This window comes from Bacillus safensis, from assembly GCF_039619585.1.
Lineage (GTDB): Bacteria > Bacillota > Bacilli > Bacillales > Bacillaceae > Bacillus > Bacillus safensis.
Map to the genome: position 1 here is coordinate 1,556,081 of NZ_CP154909.1, position 17,643 is coordinate 1,573,723.

At 39.2% G+C, this 17,643-nt stretch carries 13 protein-coding genes; 12 read left to right on the forward strand and 1 reads right to left on the reverse strand.

All coding sequences use genetic code 11. The annotated features are described in order from the left end of the window. Positions 1-59 precede the first annotated feature (59 nt). The 10 genes from AAYR28_RS07950 (at position 60) to AAYR28_RS07995 (ending at position 15,161) form a co-directional block, all read left to right on the forward strand. Positions 60-4,373 carry a PolC-type DNA polymerase III gene (locus AAYR28_RS07950; RefSeq protein WP_120207041.1) on the forward strand — a complete coding sequence of 1,438 codons (4,314 nt, stop codon included), beginning with the start codon at positions 60-62 and terminating at the stop codon, positions 4,371-4,373. Positions 4,374-4,797: 424 nt separating this feature from the next. Continuing rightward, positions 4,798-6,648, forward strand: coding sequence for a glycoside hydrolase family 9 protein (locus tag AAYR28_RS07955; RefSeq protein WP_120207039.1), 1,851 nt, complete (start codon positions 4,798-4,800; stop codon positions 6,646-6,648). A 33-nt stretch (positions 6,649-6,681) separates the two neighbouring features. Beyond that, complete coding sequence (locus tag AAYR28_RS07960; RefSeq protein ID WP_120207037.1) at positions 6,682-8,787, forward strand: glycoside hydrolase family 48 protein; 2,106 nt, start codon at positions 6,682-6,684, stop codon at positions 8,785-8,787. Positions 8,788-8,867: 80 nt separating this feature from the next. Next, on the forward strand, positions 8,868-10,097 hold the full coding sequence (locus AAYR28_RS07965; protein ID WP_034281819.1) for an endo-1,4-beta-xylanase: 1,230 nt from the start codon (positions 8,868-8,870) through the stop codon (positions 10,095-10,097). Positions 10,098-10,121: 24 nt separating this feature from the next. Then, complete coding sequence (locus AAYR28_RS07970; RefSeq protein WP_120207036.1) at positions 10,122-11,255, forward strand: glycoside hydrolase 5 family protein; 1,134 nt, start codon at positions 10,122-10,124, stop codon at positions 11,253-11,255. 309 nt (positions 11,256-11,564) lie between these two features. After that, a complete protein-coding gene (locus tag AAYR28_RS07975; protein WP_120207034.1) occupies positions 11,565-12,158 on the forward strand; it encodes a hypothetical protein in 594 nt (197 codons plus the stop codon). Then, a complete protein-coding gene (locus tag AAYR28_RS07980) occupies positions 12,151-12,444 on the forward strand; it encodes a winged helix-turn-helix domain-containing protein (RefSeq protein ID WP_041117404.1) in 294 nt (97 codons plus the stop codon). The genes AAYR28_RS07975 and AAYR28_RS07980 overlap by 8 nt, the downstream gene beginning before the upstream one ends. 21 nt (positions 12,445-12,465) lie before the next feature. Beyond that, the gene (locus AAYR28_RS07985) at positions 12,466-13,359 is read left to right on the forward strand and encodes an ABC transporter ATP-binding protein (RefSeq protein ID WP_034281828.1); all 894 of its coding nucleotides are present in this window, start codon (positions 12,466-12,468) and stop codon (positions 13,357-13,359) included. A 233-nt stretch (positions 13,360-13,592) separates the two neighbouring features. After that, entirely contained in the window at positions 13,593-14,363 is a 771-nt protein-coding gene (locus AAYR28_RS07990) for an ABC transporter permease (protein ID WP_252050432.1), read from the forward strand. A gap of 78 nt (positions 14,364-14,441) precedes the next feature. Beyond that, entirely contained in the window at positions 14,442-15,161 is a 720-nt protein-coding gene (locus AAYR28_RS07995; RefSeq protein WP_183002002.1) for a pentapeptide repeat-containing protein, read from the forward strand. Positions 15,162-15,392: 231 nt separating this feature from the next. On the opposite strand, the gene AAYR28_RS19050 is transcribed toward AAYR28_RS07995, so the two are convergent. Next, complete coding sequence (locus tag AAYR28_RS19050) at positions 15,393-15,518, reverse strand: plantazolicin family TOMM peptide (RefSeq protein ID WP_080701195.1); 126 nt, start codon at positions 15,516-15,518, stop codon at positions 15,393-15,395. Positions 15,519-15,940: 422 nt separating this feature from the next. Here AAYR28_RS19050 and AAYR28_RS08000 point away from each other — a divergent pair, with 422 nt between their 5' ends. After that, on the forward strand, positions 15,941-16,648 hold the full coding sequence (locus AAYR28_RS08000) for a protein involved in maturation (RefSeq protein WP_041117408.1): 708 nt from the start codon (positions 15,941-15,943) through the stop codon (positions 16,646-16,648). Positions 16,649-16,662: 14 nt separating this feature from the next. Further along, positions 16,663-17,643: a TOMM precursor leader peptide-binding protein gene (locus AAYR28_RS08005; protein ID WP_034281831.1), complete on the forward strand. Its 981-nt coding sequence runs from the start codon at positions 16,663-16,665 to the stop codon at positions 17,641-17,643.

Genomic DNA, 17,643 nt, shown 5'->3' on the forward strand with positions numbered 1-17,643 from the left:
TGAAGGTACCTCCTGTAGAAAAGAGGTACCTTTCTGATTGACAAAAGGAGGGTCCTGTCTTGGATGAACAATTACCGATCACACGGCGGCAATTTCATATATTACTCAATCAGATTCAAATGACAGATGATGACCTCAGTCGTTACTTTGAAGAAGGAGAAATCGTCAAATTGACGGTGCATAAGGCGACGAAAACATGGCATTTCCTTTTTAAATTTAAAGCGCTTTTGCCTTACAAAGTATACGCCATGTTTCTCAGCAGGCTGACAAATGCATTTTCACATATTGCACAAATCACTTGTACGATTGAAGTGAGTGATCCGCACATATCTGAAGAACTCGTGCAATCGTACTGGTCACATTGTGTGGAAGAACTTCAAGGAATTTCTCCCCCAATCATCAGCTTGCTTCAGCAGCAAAAACCATCGCTGTCTGGACATAAAATCATCATTAAAACAAAAAGCGAAACAGAGGCACTCGCTATTAAGAAGAAGTACAGCCCGATGCTTCAGGCCGCATTTAAACAAGTGGGCTTTCCAGAGCTGCAATTCGATACAGAAATTTTTGTATCAGATCAAGAGATTCAGAAGTTCAGAGAACAAAAGCTTGCTGAAGATCAAGAAAGAGCCATGCAAGCCCTCACTGAGATGGAGAAGAAAGAAAGTGAGGAGCAGAATGAAGCTCCGTCAGGCCCTCTGATGATTGGCTATCAAATCAAAGACAATGAAGAAATTCGTACGCTTGATAGTATCATGGACGAGGAAAGAAGAATTACCGTTCAAGGCTACGTATTCGATGCAGAAACGCGTGAGCTGAAAAGCGGGAGAACGCTTTGTATCTTTAAGATCACAGATTATACAAACAGTATTTTGATCAAAATGTTTGCAAGAGAAAAAGAAGATGCTCAGCTGATGAAATCATTGAAAAAAGGCATGTGGGTGAAAGCAAGAGGAAGCATTCAAAATGATACGTTTGTCAGAGATCTTGTCATGATCGCCAATGATGTCAATGAAATGAAACCGCAGCTGAAAGAAGATACAGCACCTGAGGGTGAAAAGCGTGTGGAGCTTCATTTACATTCTCCTATGAGCCAAATGGATGCTGTCACTGGCATTGGCAGACTTGTTGAACAAGCAAAAAAATGGGGACATGAAGCAATTGCCCTGACAGATCATGCCGTTGTACAATCCTTCCCAGATGCGTATGCAGCAAGTAAAAAGCATGGCATCAAAATGATGTACGGTGTGGAAATCAACTTAGTAGACGACGGGGTACCGATTGCATATAACCCAGAGCACCGCTTGTTAGAGGATGCGACGTATGTCGTATTCGACGTAGAGACAACTGGACTTTCAGCCGTTTATGACACGATCATTGAGCTGGCAGCAGTGAAAATAAAAGGCGGGGAAATCATTGACCGCTTTGAGGCATTTGCTAATCCCCATCACCCGTTATCAGCGACCACCATCGAATTAACAGGTATCACCGATGATATGGTGAGAGATGCACCAGATGTCGTCGACGTCGTGCGGGATTTCAAAGAATGGATTGGACAAGATATCCTTGTTGCGCACAATGCGAGCTTTGATATGGGCTTTTTAAATGCAGCGTATAAACGCCTGCTAAAAACAGATAAAGCGTCAAACCCTGTCATTGATACACTTGAACTTGGCCGGTTCCTTTACCCAGAATTTAAAAATCACCGGCTGAACACTCTTTGTAAAAAGTTCGATATTGAACTGACGCAGCATCACCGGGCGATTTATGATGCAGAGGCGACAGGCTATCTCATGCTGAAGATGCTAAAAGATGCGGCTGAAAAAGAGATTGTCTATCACGATCAATTGAATGAAAACATGGGGCAGTCGAATGCTTACCAGCGCTCACGTCCTTACCACGCGACTTTGATCGCTCAAAATGAGACTGGCCTTAAGAATTTATTTAAGCTTGTTTCACTTTCTCATATTCATTATTTCTACCGGGTCCCGCGTATTCCGCGCTCTCAGCTTGAGAAATATCGAGAAGGTTTAATTGTTGGGTCTGCTTGTGATAAGGGTGAGGTATTTGAAGGAATGATGCAAAAGTCACCTGATGAGGTGGAAGACATTGCAGCATTTTATGACTATTTAGAAGTACATCCGCCAGAAGTGTATCAGCACCTGCTGCAGCTTGAGCTAGTTCGAGATGAGCGTGCGTTAAAAGAAATCATCACAAACATTGTCAAGCTTGGCGAAAAGCTGAATAAACCAGTTGTGGCGACTGGAAATGTACATTACCTGCATCCAGAGGACAAAATTTATCGTAAAATCTTAATTTCATCACAGGGTGGAGCGAATCCGCTGAACCGCCATGAACTGCCAAAAGTTCATTTTAGAACGACAGATGAAATGCTCGAAGCCTTCTCCTTCCTAGGAGACGAAAAAGCGAAAGAGATCGTCGTAACAAATACGCAAAAGGTATCTGAGATGGTCGAAAGCATTAAACCTATCAAAGATGATCTTTACACACCAAAAATTGAAGGTGCAGATGAAGAAATACGGGAAATGAGCTATCAAATGGCGCGCAGCATCTACGGAGATGATTTGCCGAAAATCGTAGAAGACCGCATTGAGAAAGAATTAAAAAGTATTATCGGTCATGGTTTCGCCGTTATTTACTTAATCTCTCATAAGCTCGTAAAAAAATCACTTGATGATGGATATCTTGTTGGTTCAAGGGGATCTGTCGGCTCATCTCTTGTTGCGACATTAACAGAGATTACTGAAGTAAATCCACTTGCACCTCATTATGTATGCCCAAGCTGTAAGCACTCTGAGTTCTTTAATGACGGATCTGTTGGTTCAGGCTTTGACCTTCCTGATAAGGACTGTCCAGAATGTGGAACGCCGTATAAAAAAGATGGACATGATATTCCGTTTGAAACGTTCTTAGGTTTTAAAGGAGACAAAGTACCTGATATTGACTTAAACTTCTCAGGCGAATATCAGCCGATCGCACATAACTATACGAAAGAGCTGTTCGGTGAAGATTATGTATACAGAGCAGGTACGATTGGTACCGTTGCAGAAAAAACAGCATATGGTTACGTAAAAGGCTATGCAGGAGATCATAACCTTCATATGAGAGGCGCTGAAATCGACCGGCTTGTACAAGGCTGTACAGGGGTAAAACGAACAACAGGCCAGCATCCAGGCGGGATTATCGTTGTGCCTGATTATATGGACATTTACGATTTCTCACCTATTCAATACCCAGCAGATGCGACAGGTTCCGATTGGAAGACGACACATTTTGATTTCCATTCGATCCACGATAACTTGCTCAAGCTGGATATTCTTGGGCACGATGATCCAACGGTCATTCGTATGCTTCAAGATTTAAGCGGAATCGATCCAAAAACGATTCCAACAGATGACCCTGAAGTCATGAAGATTTTCCAAGGGACAGAGCCACTAGGTGTAACAGAAGAGCAAATTGGCTGTAAAACAGGTACACTCGGTATCCCAGAATTTGGGACAAGATTTGTTCGGCAAATGCTAGAGGATACAAAACCAACGACCTTCTCAGAGCTTGTTCAGATTTCTGGACTATCACACGGTACGGATGTTTGGCTCGGAAATGCGCAAGAGCTCATTCACAATAAAACGTGTGAACTAAGTGAAGTAATTGGGTGCCGTGATGATATTATGGTCTATCTCATCTATCAAGGCTTAGAGCCGTCACTTGCCTTTAAAATCATGGAATCTGTTCGTAAAGGAAAAGGACTTCCTCCTGAATGGGAAGAAGAAATGAAGAATAATAATGTACCAAACTGGTATATTGATTCTTGTAAAAAAATCAAATACATGTTCCCTAAAGCCCACGCGGCTGCTTATGTGTTAATGGCTGTTCGGATTGCTTATTTCAAGGTGCATCATGCACTCCTGTACTATGCAGCTTACTTTACCGTTCGTGCGGATGACTTTGATATTGAAACGATGACAAAAGGATCGAATGCGATACGAGCTGTTATGGATGACATTAATTCTAAAGGTCTAGATGCATCACCGAAAGAAAAGAACCTATTAACTGTACTAGAGCTTGCACTTGAAATGTGTGAAAGAGGCTACCACTTCAAAAAAGTTGACCTCTACCGCTCAAGTGCAACGGAGTTTATCATTGATGGAGACGGTTTAATACCGCCATTCAACTCAATCCCTGGACTTGGTACAAACGTTGCGTTAAATATTGTCCGCGCGCGGCAAGATGGGGAATTCCTCTCAAAAGAAGATTTACAAAAACGCGGAAAAGTGTCGAAGACCATCCTTGAATATTTAGATCGTCAAGGCTGTTTAGAAGCACTTCCTGATCAAAACCAGCTTTCTTTATTTTAATGTATAAATAAGAGCGCCCTAAAAGGGCGTTCTTTTCTCTATATACAATAATTTTATTATGTTAACTAATAAAGATTTCTCATCAATTGGAATTATTTTCTTATTCATTCATATATCTTGATTTAGCGTGATGTTTTAAGAGAAGAGATTGTATGTCATTCTTTCTACCCAAATAGAGCTCAAAAGAGAATTTCGCCGTCTGAAATGTTCTCAAGCGACATATGATCATTCTGGGTACAGTCAGAAGGAGAATCAAGAGAAAACCTTCGATGAGCGTAAAGCTGATTGCTGTTTACTATGCTTATTTTTGAAACATATTTGATTCTTTTCAAAACTGTACAGATCACGAAATGAAGGATAGAAAGGAGGCGGTCGCGTCTATTGATCAATGTTTCACTAAAAAGAAGGGGTGAGCAATAGAGAAATGGCATCTTACAACTATGTAGAGGTTCTCCAAAAATCCATGCTGTTTTATGAAGCGCAGCGGTCAGGCCGGCTTCCGGAAAGTAATCGTCTTAACTGGCGGGGAGATTCTGGACTAGAGGACGGGAAGGATGTTGGGCATGACTTAACTGGCGGCTGGTATGATGCAGGAGATCATGTGAAATTTGGACTTCCGATGGCTTATTCAGCAGCCGTGCTTGCATGGACAGTATATGAATACCGGGAAGCTTATGAAGAAGCAGAATTGCTTGATGAGATCTTAGATCAAATCAAGTGGGCAACGGATTATTTTTTGAAAGCACATACAGGACCGAATGAATTTTGGGCGCAAGTAGGTGATGGAAACGCCGATCATGCTTGGTGGGGTCCAGCAGAAGTGATGCCGATGAACCGGCCAGCTTTTAAAATTGATGAACATTGTCCTGGCACAGAAGTAGCTGCACAAACTGCGGCGGCTTTAGCAGCAGGTTCTATCATTTTTAAAGAAACAGATGCGTCCTATGCAGCAAAGCTTTTAACACATGCCAAACAGCTATATGCATTTGCTGACAGGTATCGCGGCAAATATACAGATTGTGTCACCAATGCGCAGCCATTTTACAACTCCTGGAGCGGCTATGTTGACGAACTTATTTGGGGCGGGATCTGGCTGTACTTGGCGACAAATGAAGAAACCTATTTAAACAAAGCATTAAAAGCGGTAGAGGAATGGCCGAAGGATTGGGATTATACGTTTACCATGTCATGGGACAATACTTTTTTTGCCTCACAAATCTTACTAGCAAGAATCACGAAAGAAAACAGATTTATAGAATCGACAGAGCGCAATCTTGATTACTGGACTACAGGTCTTGTTCAAAATGGAAAAGTAGAAAGAATCACTTATACGCCTGGCGGTTTGGCATGGCTTGATCAATGGGGTTCACTTCGTTATGCCGCCAATGCAGCATTTTTAGCCTTTGTCTATGCTGATTGGGTATCTGATCAAGAAAAGAAAAATCGATACCAATCGTTTGCGATCAAGCAAACTCACTATATGCTGGGTGATAATCCGCTGAATAGAAGCTATGTCGTTGGTTTTGGCCAGAATCCGCCGAAGCACCCGCACCACCGTACTGCACATGGCTCATGGTCGAACCAGCTGACAAATCCTCCAGTTCATCGGCACACACTTTATGGAGCACTTGTTGGGGGTCCTAATGCACAGGATCAATATGACGATGATATCTCGGATTATGTGTCAAACGAAGTGGCGACTGATTATAATGCCGCCTTTACTGGAAATATCGCCAAAATGGTGCAGCTGTTTGGTCAAGGGCAATCAAAGCTGCCAAATTTCCCGCCTAAAGAACAGGTGGAGGATGAGTTTTTTGTAGAGGCAGCTGTGATGCATAACGATACAACATCTACTCAAGTGAAAGCAGTGCTATACAACCGGTCAGGCTGGCCGGCAAGAAGCAGTCAAACACTGTCCTTTAGATATTACGTCAATCTGAGTGAGGTCTTTTCAAAGGGATTCACTGAAAAGGATATTCAAGTGACAGCAGCCTACAATGAAGGCGCTTCCTTATCACCTTTAAAAGTATATGACGCATCAAGCCGCGTCTATTTTGCAGAAATCGATTTTACGGGCGTAGCTATTTCTCCTAGGGGAGAATCTGAGCATAAGAAGGAAATACAATTTCGATTATCTGCTCCAAATGGATTGAATATATGGGATGCCTCAAATGATTATTCCTATCAAGGATTAACATCCAATATGCAAAAAACAACGAAGCTTCCTGTCTTTGACGATGGTGTTTTAGTATTTGGCACACTTCCAGACAAATAAAAAAACAATGATTTTATTGAAAGGGTGAAGGACTTGTCAAACAAAGAACGGTTTTTAACGCTTTATCATCAAATCAAAAGCGATGCGAATGGATATTTTTCACCAGAAGGAATTCCGTATCATTCAATCGAGACGCTCATTTGTGAAGCACCTGATTACGGACATATGACAACTTCAGAAGCGTATAGCTATTGGCTGTGGCTTGAGGTGCTGTACGGACATTACACAGGGGACTGGAGCAAATTAGAGGCAGCTTGGGACAATATGGAGAAGTACATCATCCCAGTCAATGAAGATGGACATGATGAGCAGCCGCATATGAACGCTTATAATCCGTCCAGCCCAGCCACATACGCAGCAGAGAAACCATTTCCGGATCAATACCCAAGCCAGCTGACCGGTGCTCGTCCTGCTGGTCAAGATCCAATTGATAGTGAATTGAAATCAACCTATGGGACGAATGAAACGTATTTAATGCACTGGCTCCTTGACGTAGATAACTGGTATGGCTATGGCAACTTGCTCAACCCATCACATACAGCCGCCTATGTGAACACATTCCAGCGTGGTCCGCAAGAATCTGTATGGGAGTCCATCCCTCATCCATCACAGGACGATAAATCTTTTGGTAAGCCGAATGAAGGCTTTATGAGCTTGTTCACAAAAGAAAATCAAGCTCCAGCTGCCCAGTGGCGCTATACGAATGCAACGGATGCTGATGCGCGTGCGATACAAGCGATGTATTGGGCAAAGGAGCTCGGCTATAATCAGTCAACTTATCTTGATAAAGCGAAAAAAATGGGGGATTTCCTCCGTTACGGCATGTACGATAAATATTTTCAAACGATTGGAAGCGGGAAGCAGGGGAATCCGTATCCTGGAAACGGAAAGGGCGCCTGTCATTACTTAATGGCGTGGTATACCTCTTGGGGCGGAGGACTTGGGGAGTATGCAAACTGGTCATGGCGTATCGGAGCGAGCCATTGTCATCAGGGATATCAAAATCCTGTCGCTGCTTATGCTTTATCCTCAGATAAAGGAGGCTTAAAGCCATCTTCAGCAACAGGGGCAAGCGATTGGGAAAAAACCTTAAAGAGACAGCTTGAATTTTACGTATGGCTTCAATCGAAAGAAGGAGCCATAGCAGGAGGCGCAACCAATAGCTGGAATGGGGACTATAGCGCTTATCCAGCAGGAAGAAGTACTTTTTATGATATGGCATATGAAGATGCACCTGTTTACCTTGACCCGCCTTCAAATAACTGGTTTGGAATGCAGGCGTGGCCAATGGAGCGCGTAGCAGAGCTTTATTATATTTTTGTAAAAGATGGCGACAAAACATCTGAAAATGTCCAAATGGCCAAATCTGTCATAACAAAATGGGTCAGCTATGCCTTAGATTACATTTTTATCGGCAGCCGTCCTGTGTCGGATGAAGAGGGTTATTTCTTAGATGAGCAAGGACAGAGAATTCTAGGGGGAACGAAAGTTTCGGTTGCTACAACAAGTGCGCCTGGAGAGTTTTGGCTTCCTGGAAATATTGCTTGGAGCGGACAGCCTGATACTTGGAATGGGTTCCAGTCTGCAACAGGAAATCCAAATTTAACAGCTGTAACTAAAGATCCGACTCAGGATACGGGCGTATTAGGAAGTCTAGCCAAAGCTTTGATATTCTTTGCTGCAGCCACAAAGCAGGAAACAGGTGATTATACAGCGCTTGGTGCAAGAGCGAAAGATGCAGCCGCGCAGCTCCTAGAGGTTGCATGGAATTACAATGATGGCGTCGGCATAGTGACAGAGGAAGATAGAGAAGACTATGACCGTTTCTTTAGAAAAGAAGTGTATTTCCCAAATGGATGGAATGGGACATTTGGTCAAGGAAATCAGATTCCTGGAGCCAGCACCATTCCTTCTGACCCGCAGCGAGGAGGGAATGGGGTCTATACGAGTTTTGCTGATCTTCGTCCGAAGATTAAACAAGATCCAGCATGGTCTTCACTCGAAAGTAAATATCAGTCTTCATTTAATGAAGCTACAGGCAAATGGGAGAATGGCGCACCAGTTTTCACTTATCACCGCTTCTGGTCTCAAGTGGATATGGCCACTGCCTATGCTGAATACCATCGTCTGATCAACTAAGAGGTTAAAATCAAGCTGCCGGCTTCTAGCCGGCAGTTTGATTAGTAATATCAATCCAATGAAGATAAGGGTGATTTCACATGGTCAAAGAAAGAAGCTTTCTTCATCATTCATTCAATAGAGGCGAAAATGGGCAGGAAAATCTGATGTGGAAAAAAGAGGCGGATGATCGAATCTCAGAGCATAGACAAAGAGATCTTGTGATCAACGTGACAAACGGCGAAAAAAAGCCAATAGCAGGTATAGAGGTTGAAATAAAGCAAATCAGACATGAATTCGCCTTTGGTTCAGCGATGAATGATCAAGTGTTATTTAATCAACAATATGCTGATTTTTTCGTAAAGCATTTTAATTGGGCTGTTTTTGAAAATGAAGCAAAATGGTATGCGAATGAGCCAGAAAGAGGGAAAATCACCTACGAAAAAGCAGATGCGATGCTGAATTTTGCAGATCGACATCAGCTTCCAGTGAGGGGGCACGCTTTATTTTGGGAGGTAGAGGATGCGAATCCAAGCTGGCTAAGGTCACTGCCGAATCACGAAGTATATGAAGCCATGAAAAACCGGCTTGAGCATGCGGGCAATCACTTTAAGGGAAGGTTCCGTCATTGGGATGTAAACAATGAAATGATGCATGGTTCATTTTTTAAAGATCGCTTTGGGAAAACTATTTGGAAGTGGATGTATGAAGAAACGAAAAAAATTGACCCTCAAGCACTATTGTTTGTGAATGATTATAATGTGATCTCTTATGGAGAACACCATGCCTATAAAGCGCATATCAATGAACTGCGTCAGTTAGGTGCACCTATTGAGGCGATTGGGGTTCAAGGCCATTTTGAAGAACGGGTCGATCCAGTCATTGTCAAAGAGAGGCTCGATGTGCTGGCTGAGCTTGGTCTTCCAATATGGGTCACAGAGTACGATTCTGTTCACCCTGACCCTAATAGAAGAGCGGATAACCTGGAGGCTTTATATCGTGTCGCATTTAGTCATCCAGCCGTAAAAGGAGTGCTGATGTGGGGATTTTGGGCAGGTGCCCATTGGAGAGGTGAACATGCAGCCATCGTGAATTATGATTGGTCTTTAAATGAAGCAGGCCGACGTTATGAAAAGCTTCTAAATGAGTGGACGACCCAAAGAGTTGAAAAAACAGATGCTAATGGCCATGTGAAATGTCCAGCATTTCACGGAACATATGAGATTCGAATCGGTAAAGAAAGTAAAATGTTGAAACAGCAGACGATTGCACTTGATTCAAATGAACAAACACCGTATCAACTAGATGTGATCCTGCCTCAAGAAGGATAGAGATAGATTGTGAGGAGAATGTAAATGAAAAAGTTGGCTCAAAGAGTGTCTTGCTTCATACTTGTAGCCGCTATATGGTCTGGCTGGTTTTCGCTTACGATGAAGGCCGCCGCTTATGTGCAGACGTCTGGTACACAATTTACGCTGAACAATCAACCATTTTACTTCGCCGGCACAAATAATTACTATTTCCATTATAAATCTAAAAAAATGGTAGATGCTGTGTTCGATGATATGAAAGCAATGAATTTAAAGGTCATACGAATTTGGGGCTTTCACGACGGGGCCCCTCAAGAGAACTCAGTCTTACAATCTAGTCCAGGCGTCTATGAAGAATCTGGTTTTCAAAAACTAGATTATGCGATTTATAAAGCAGGACAGGAAGGAATAAAGCTTGTGATCCCACTAGTGAACAATTGGGATGACTTTGGCGGGATGAATCAATACGTGAAGTGGTTCGGGGCAGAATCGCATGATGCTTTTTATACAGATCCTCGTATTCAAAAAGCATACAAAAATTATGTGCGTTATGTATTAGAAAGAACCAATACGTATACAGGTGTTCAATATAAAGACGATCCAGCTATTATGACTTGGGAATTAGCCAACGAGCCGCGGATGCAGTCAGATCCCACGGGAAATGTACTAGTCAAATGGGCAGATGAAATGAGTACATGGATCAAATCGCTGGATCGTCACCATCTTGTTGCAGTAGGAGATGAAGGATTCTTTCGCATACCAGGACATGAAGATTGGTTTTACGGTGGAGGAGAAGGCGTCGATTGGGACCGTTTAACATCTCTTCCTAATATCGATTATGGAACCTATCATCTGTACCCAGATCACTGGAATAAGTCTGCTGCCTGGGGAGTGAAATGGATCGAAGACCATATCACCCGCGGGAATTCAATCGGAAAGCCAGTTGTGCTAGAAGAGTTTGGCTATCAAAATCAATCAGCTCGTCCTGACGTATACCAAAGCTGGCTGTCAGCAGTTGAGCGGCTCGGAGGGGCTGGCAGTCAATTTTGGATTTTAACAAGCATTCAGGACGATGATTCGCTCTATCCGGATTATGACGGTTTCCGTATCATAAAAGGGAGCAGGGAGGCAGCACTTATCAGTGAACATGCGAAAAGAATGAATGTAAAGAACCGATGACGAATGCCTGCTGAATAAGGAACTGTTTATATAGCTCACTCCAATTAGTAATTCTTACTTTTCAGACAGAATATTTATCACTTTTTCTATATTTAAATTTCTTGAAATATGAAGCGGTTATGAGACCAACCATGAACAAGGTTCCAGAAACGATCAAGAAGCAGATGGTATTTATGAGATTTCGTTGAAAGGAAGGGGGTGGTTATATTTATTTTAATTCATAAAAAGGTATTTCCAATAACTTGACTAAATGGAAATTTAATTCTATACTCTGTAGTACAGAGTTCTTTGTGGAAGAGGAGTTTATTTATGTCTAATGAAAAATTTAATAATTCAGAAATATTAGAGAATTTATCTCATATCAAGACGATTACAAACTATAAAACAGAGTATTGTAAACAAACCAGTATTTATTTTATCATTTGGGGCCTTATTTGGATAATGGGATATTCAATACCTTTACTTTTTGCTCATTCTATAACTGTAGCTGTCTTTTGGCTTATTTTAGGCATTGCTGGCTGGGTTATCACTTTAACTACTTATTTTAAACAAAAGAAAATGATACCGATGCCCTTGTTTTTAAGAACTCAATTGCAATACACATGGCTTGGTATTGGAATCATTTTAGGTATCTTTATTTTTTTAATATGTGTTGGTTTATTACCATATACATTAAATAATTTACCCTTCTATGTTGTTTTATTGGTTTCCATCATGTATTTACTCTTAGGTATTGTTCTGGCTAAAGAGATCTTTATTATGGGGTTCTGGCTAAGTGTTTTAGGTGTAACTACATTTTTATTATTTCCTAGTTTAATGAACATTATCTTCGCTTTTATAGGTGGAGGAAGTTTGTTATTAACTGGTGTGATTTTAAAAAGAAAAGGACAAGGAAATGAGTAATGTCAATAGTTTAAATGATTTAATCCATCCAAAAGTTCGGTTAGGGATTATGAGTTTATTAATGATTTATGAAAAATGTGATTTTAGCTTCTTAAAAGGTTCTTTATCTGTAACAGATGGTAATTTGGGCTCGCATTTAAAAAAATTAGAGGAAGCAGGCTATGTGCTAATTACAAAGACCTTTGTGGATAAAAAACCAAAAACAATCGTTAGTATAACAGATTTGGGAGAGCAAGCCTACAAAGAATATTTGAGTGTTATTGAAGCCATTTTAAAAAATAAATGAGATGAAAGGAAAGGGTGCCGAATGTTGCAAATAGAAAACGTCAGTAAAAAATATGGAACTTCCCAAGCGTTAAGAAGTGTTACATTAACGATTCCAGAAGGAGTTTGTTATGGATTAATAGGTCCAAATGGGTCTGGTAAATCAACCTTGATGAAAATTATATCTCACATCATTAAATCATATGAAGGCAAAGTTGAGCATGTTGGTGAATCTAAAAGTGCGCTCGGCTACATACCGCAAGACATCAGCTTAGAGGAAAAATTAACAGCGAAAGTAAATATGGAGTTTTTTGGACAAATTTATGGTTTAAAAGGGAAAACATTAGATGAAAGAGTAGAAAAAACACTAAAAGATGTAGGATTGTGGGAAAGAGCAAATGATATCGTTGAAAGCTTTTCAGGAGGAATGAAACGCCGTTTGAATATTGGCTGCGCTTTAATGCATGCTCCTAAGTTAATTCTTTTAGATGAACCGACAGTGGGGGTAGATCCTCAATCAAGACGTTATATTTTCGACATCATTAACAAATTGAAGGAAGAGGGAAGAACTATTATCTATGTTAGTCATTATATGGAGGAAATAGAGAGTTTATGTGATTATGTGGCTTTCATTGATAAAGGGAACATTGTTGAAGAAGGCAAAATAGATGAGCTTTTGAATCGTTACGCAGAAACATCAGTCTTTTTTGAATCTAAGATTCCTAATAAAACATTAACTAATCTCGGGTATGATTTTGTAACTTATCAAGGTGGAGTGTTAGTTAAAACTACAAAACCATTAGATACTTTAGAAGATTTGGCTAAACTGAGTAAGAAGGAATCATTGGTTCCCCAACAATTATCTTTGTACAGACCGAGACTTGAAGATGTCTTTTTTCAATTAACAGGAACAGATTTACGTGATCAATTACAATAAAAATGCCCTTTATGAATGAAAACCACTCTCGTATTTCAATGAAAATAACTTAAAAGAGTGACTGATGTAGAAAGAACATAAATCTAACGAACAGAATTAATTTGTGTGTACCGTAGATTTAAAATCATAAGTAATTAGTCAACATTATTTGACTAATTCTAATTCGCCACATCCGCAAATGGTAAAATAAATAAAAAATGTGATTATTTAAGAGTTGTATAGAAGGGAATCAAATGAATATAACGGGAGTGATTTTTATGTGGCCACTAGTCCGCATCGAATCTATAAAACAGGTGAAAGATCGATCATTGTTGTTCTGGACCATTTTATTACCAGTTGCTTCAATTATTCTTTTAATAGAATTATTTACATCAGGTAGTTCTCAAGTACAAAAAACATTGGTTGCTTCTCAATCAGTGACAGGGATGAGCGTGTTTTTCTCCACATTTGTCATTATTTCAATTGTCATTAGTTTTGTAAAAGATCGTGAGAAAGGAATTGTGGCAAGGCTGGCAAGTACTCCTTTACAGCCGCATCATTTTTTTCTTGGAAAGTGCGTTCCGTTTTTTATTATTATCTTATTTCAAGTTTTGCTGTTAACCATTTTAGGGGTTTATTTATATGGTATTGAAATAACACAATACAGCTCGTATTTCTTAGTAGTTGTCCTATTATCAATGCAAGTGACTTCATGGGGAGTTGCCATCGCTGCATTTGCTAAAACTGAGAATACAGGCTTAGTGATGACAAACATGATTGCTTTAGGGACAGCGGTTGCTTGTGGTTTATGGACTCCATTTGATCAATTACCTAGTTATCTCAAAATAATTGGTATGCTCTTCCCGCAGTATTGGGCACATCAAGGCTTAGTGCAATCAGTATCAACACTACCAGGAGGAGAGAATTTGATCTTAGTAACAGCAGTCCTTATAGGCTATACACTGTTAGGGTTTATTCTTTCGTTGGTTGGCTATAAAAAATATATAAAGAGAGCCAGAGGCTAGTCACTAAAAATTTCAGCTAAATGTTATGCACCGCCAAATCAATGCATGTATGCTGTCTGTAGAAAAAGGAGTGAGGCAATGTTAAGTGAAGAGTTAGAACTGTATGTTGAAAGTTGTTTTCGCCCATATAAAAAAGACAAAACATATGAAGAAAAGAAAAAAGAATTATTAGAGCTGCTTGGAAATGTTAAATTAAAACTCGAAAATGATGGATTAAAAGATGCAGAGGTTCAGGATATGCTTATTGAAAAGCTGAAATCAGGCGAAATAAGCATTGATAACCATACATTAGTAATTGATGATCATAACCGCGTAGAGCACGTGAAAAAAATATTTGTTAATGCTGATTTAGAATGGTTAACATTTATAAATGTTAAATATAAGTTGTGCGATTTTAAGGGACTATCGATTGTACAAAAAGTAATGAGTCATTCAGATTTTAATGGGTGTTATCTGAGAAAAGTTAATATTAGCCATTCTAAAATTTCCTCAACTACCTTTGAAAAGAGTGATTTGACTCAATCTCATTTTGAACATTGTGAGATAACGAATTCATCCTTATATGGCTGTCATTTACCCAACATTAGTATTGATGAATCATCTTTAATCAATGTTTTATTTGAAAATTGTTATTTTAAAAACATTTCTTTTGAGAATTCTAAATTAATCAATGTTAATTTTAAATCATGTACGATTAAAAAATTAAACTTTATTGGAGTGACAATGGATAAAATGACTTATCATATTTTAGAAGGAGAAGGGGCAGATTTAAGGGGTGTGGAAGTAATCGATATTTAATACAGCAGGGGCTATTGAGAAAAATCTCAATAGCCTTTTATTTTTGTTTTATTCACTATCTCTTGCTGCCCCATTAACATGATATGAAAGTTTAATGCAAGGTTTTCGTTAAGCAAAATAAATGTGGAGAACTTCTATTTTCAAATAAAAGATGCCCACCCACCCAGCTAAGTCTTCTTTGCTAGGTGGGGGAGCGATCTTTTCAATGATATGTCGAAAAACTAAAGTTGATTAGAAAGTTGAAGAACTTGAGATGATTGTTGTGCAAGTGCAGCGCGCAGCCATTGGTTCGAATAAATGTTGACCTTCCCCATGTACCTTAGCGGCCAAAGCAGTTGGGATTGTAATTTTAGTCATCTTTAGACCTCCTTATTTAAAATTTATCAACATAGATATGTAGTTGATATATTACATATGATGGTTCATAAGTCTTTATTTGTCAATGATTAAGTGTGAAAGTTTTATATTTTCTGAAAAGTTCGTTGATAACCCTGAAAAAGTGTGGTTTAATATGACTATGGAAAATAATACTATATTTAAAATTTTATGTATTTAAAGGGTTTATATGGTCTTAATGTTGTTTTTTTGATTGAAGGGCGGCGTTATTTTGGATCAAATATTTTGGGTATTTAGATATTAAGTTAATTAAATGTATGAAAAAAGTTGAGGTTACTATGTTATGAAGAACTCGAATAGAAGATTACTTTTTCTATTATAAGTTGATTCAATTAGATTTTAACCATTTTATCCCAATGTGATCGGGAAAGAGGGGGCTCTTTATGAGTATTCATTATGTCGGTATTAGAGAACCAATCAAAGCCTATTTAGAGAAGATGAAAGTTGAGTATGAAGACTATCCTGCTCAAATAATCGATTTGGGCGGGGCTGTTAGTTATGACAAAGAATACTTTATAAATAATACTGATTTTCAAACGGAAACGATTATTTTATCTAATAGAAGGCATACTGTTGAGGATGAACTAGGTTCTCTTGAAAGTGAATTATTGAAAATCTATCAGAATAGCATACTTTATAGGACTTCACCGCTTGATATCAATATAGAACTTTATAGAGGATGGGCAGGTGCTACTGGTAAATTAATAACTGCATTTTCTCCCGAGGGAGTTAATTGGATCAATACAAAAGATGTTGTAAAGGCATGTTTAATCCCTAAAAAAGATGTTAGGAATCGTGCTGGAAAGGCATATGATTTAACAGGACCAGAGTTAGTAAGTATGAGTAGGCTGAAGGATATTTTTGAAGAGGATTTAAATATGAAAATTGAATTATATTGTAAAAGTAAAGAAGAGGTCATATCAATATTGTCCCAGAACAATATGCCTTTAGACGTATTAGAATGGTTAGTCGGATTTCAAGAAGCTTCTTCTTCAAAACATTTACAGCCATTTACGAACACGCTTGAACAAATAATTGGTCACCCCCCAACTCGGGCCCAATTATCTAAAATACAAATTAATTATTCTTAAAGGAGGAATAATATATGTTTGTCAAAGACCAAGAAATGACGAGGTATAAATTAGCACCACACATTACGCTAGGTAAACTAGAAGACAGTTTGATTGGTTTAAAAGCGCAAACTGTCACCAAAATTGAAGGTGACGGAATTATTGAATTTATTCAAGAAATTTCTAATTATCTCACGGAAGATAATGGGGTTTCGATTAAAGAGCTAGAGGAGAATTTCGAAGTAGAGAGTGATCAATTAAAACATGTCCTCGAATTTTTAGTTACAAACGGAATGTGTGTTAAGACGGATATGAACTTTGATTTGACGGCGCTTTTGTCTTATGAAAGAGCCGGTGGACAAGTATTGGTTGAAGATATACTAGATCGTTTAAAAACAGGAATTGTTGAAGTTATTACGCGAGATCATAATCCAGTTGCTGCTGAATTTATTCGTCATTTGCAAGAGGCAGGGCTACATGTAGTGCTTAAAGGAGAATTAAATAAGCAGCCGGATATCAGGGTTGCTATTGGCAACTCTCATTTAGACCCGATTTTTGAAGAAATAAATGATCTAGCATTAGAAGACCACATACCTTGGTTGAGCATTGTGCCATATGATGGACAGACATCTTGGGTAGGTCCATTTTTCATACCACATCAATCAGCTTGTTTACATTGCTATAACCTTCGAAAGTCAGCAAACTTTTCTGACGAAGTATTGCGTTCAGACTTAATGAAAATAAAGCCTATAAATCCTGAAAAGAAACCGGTTTATCATATGCCGATTCATTTAGTTCAAATCGGAATTGCAAGTAATTTAATTTTAGAATGGCTCACACTAAAAGATTACGCACCAAGTGCAATACCAGGTGGATTTACAACAATTAATTTAGATGATAAAGGTGTCTCATTTAATCATCATCGTGTCTATAGAGTACCTAGATGCCCGAAGTGTTCCCCAGCTGCAGATACAGGTTTTCCTCAAGTTTGGTTTCATGGTGAGGTGAATAATTAA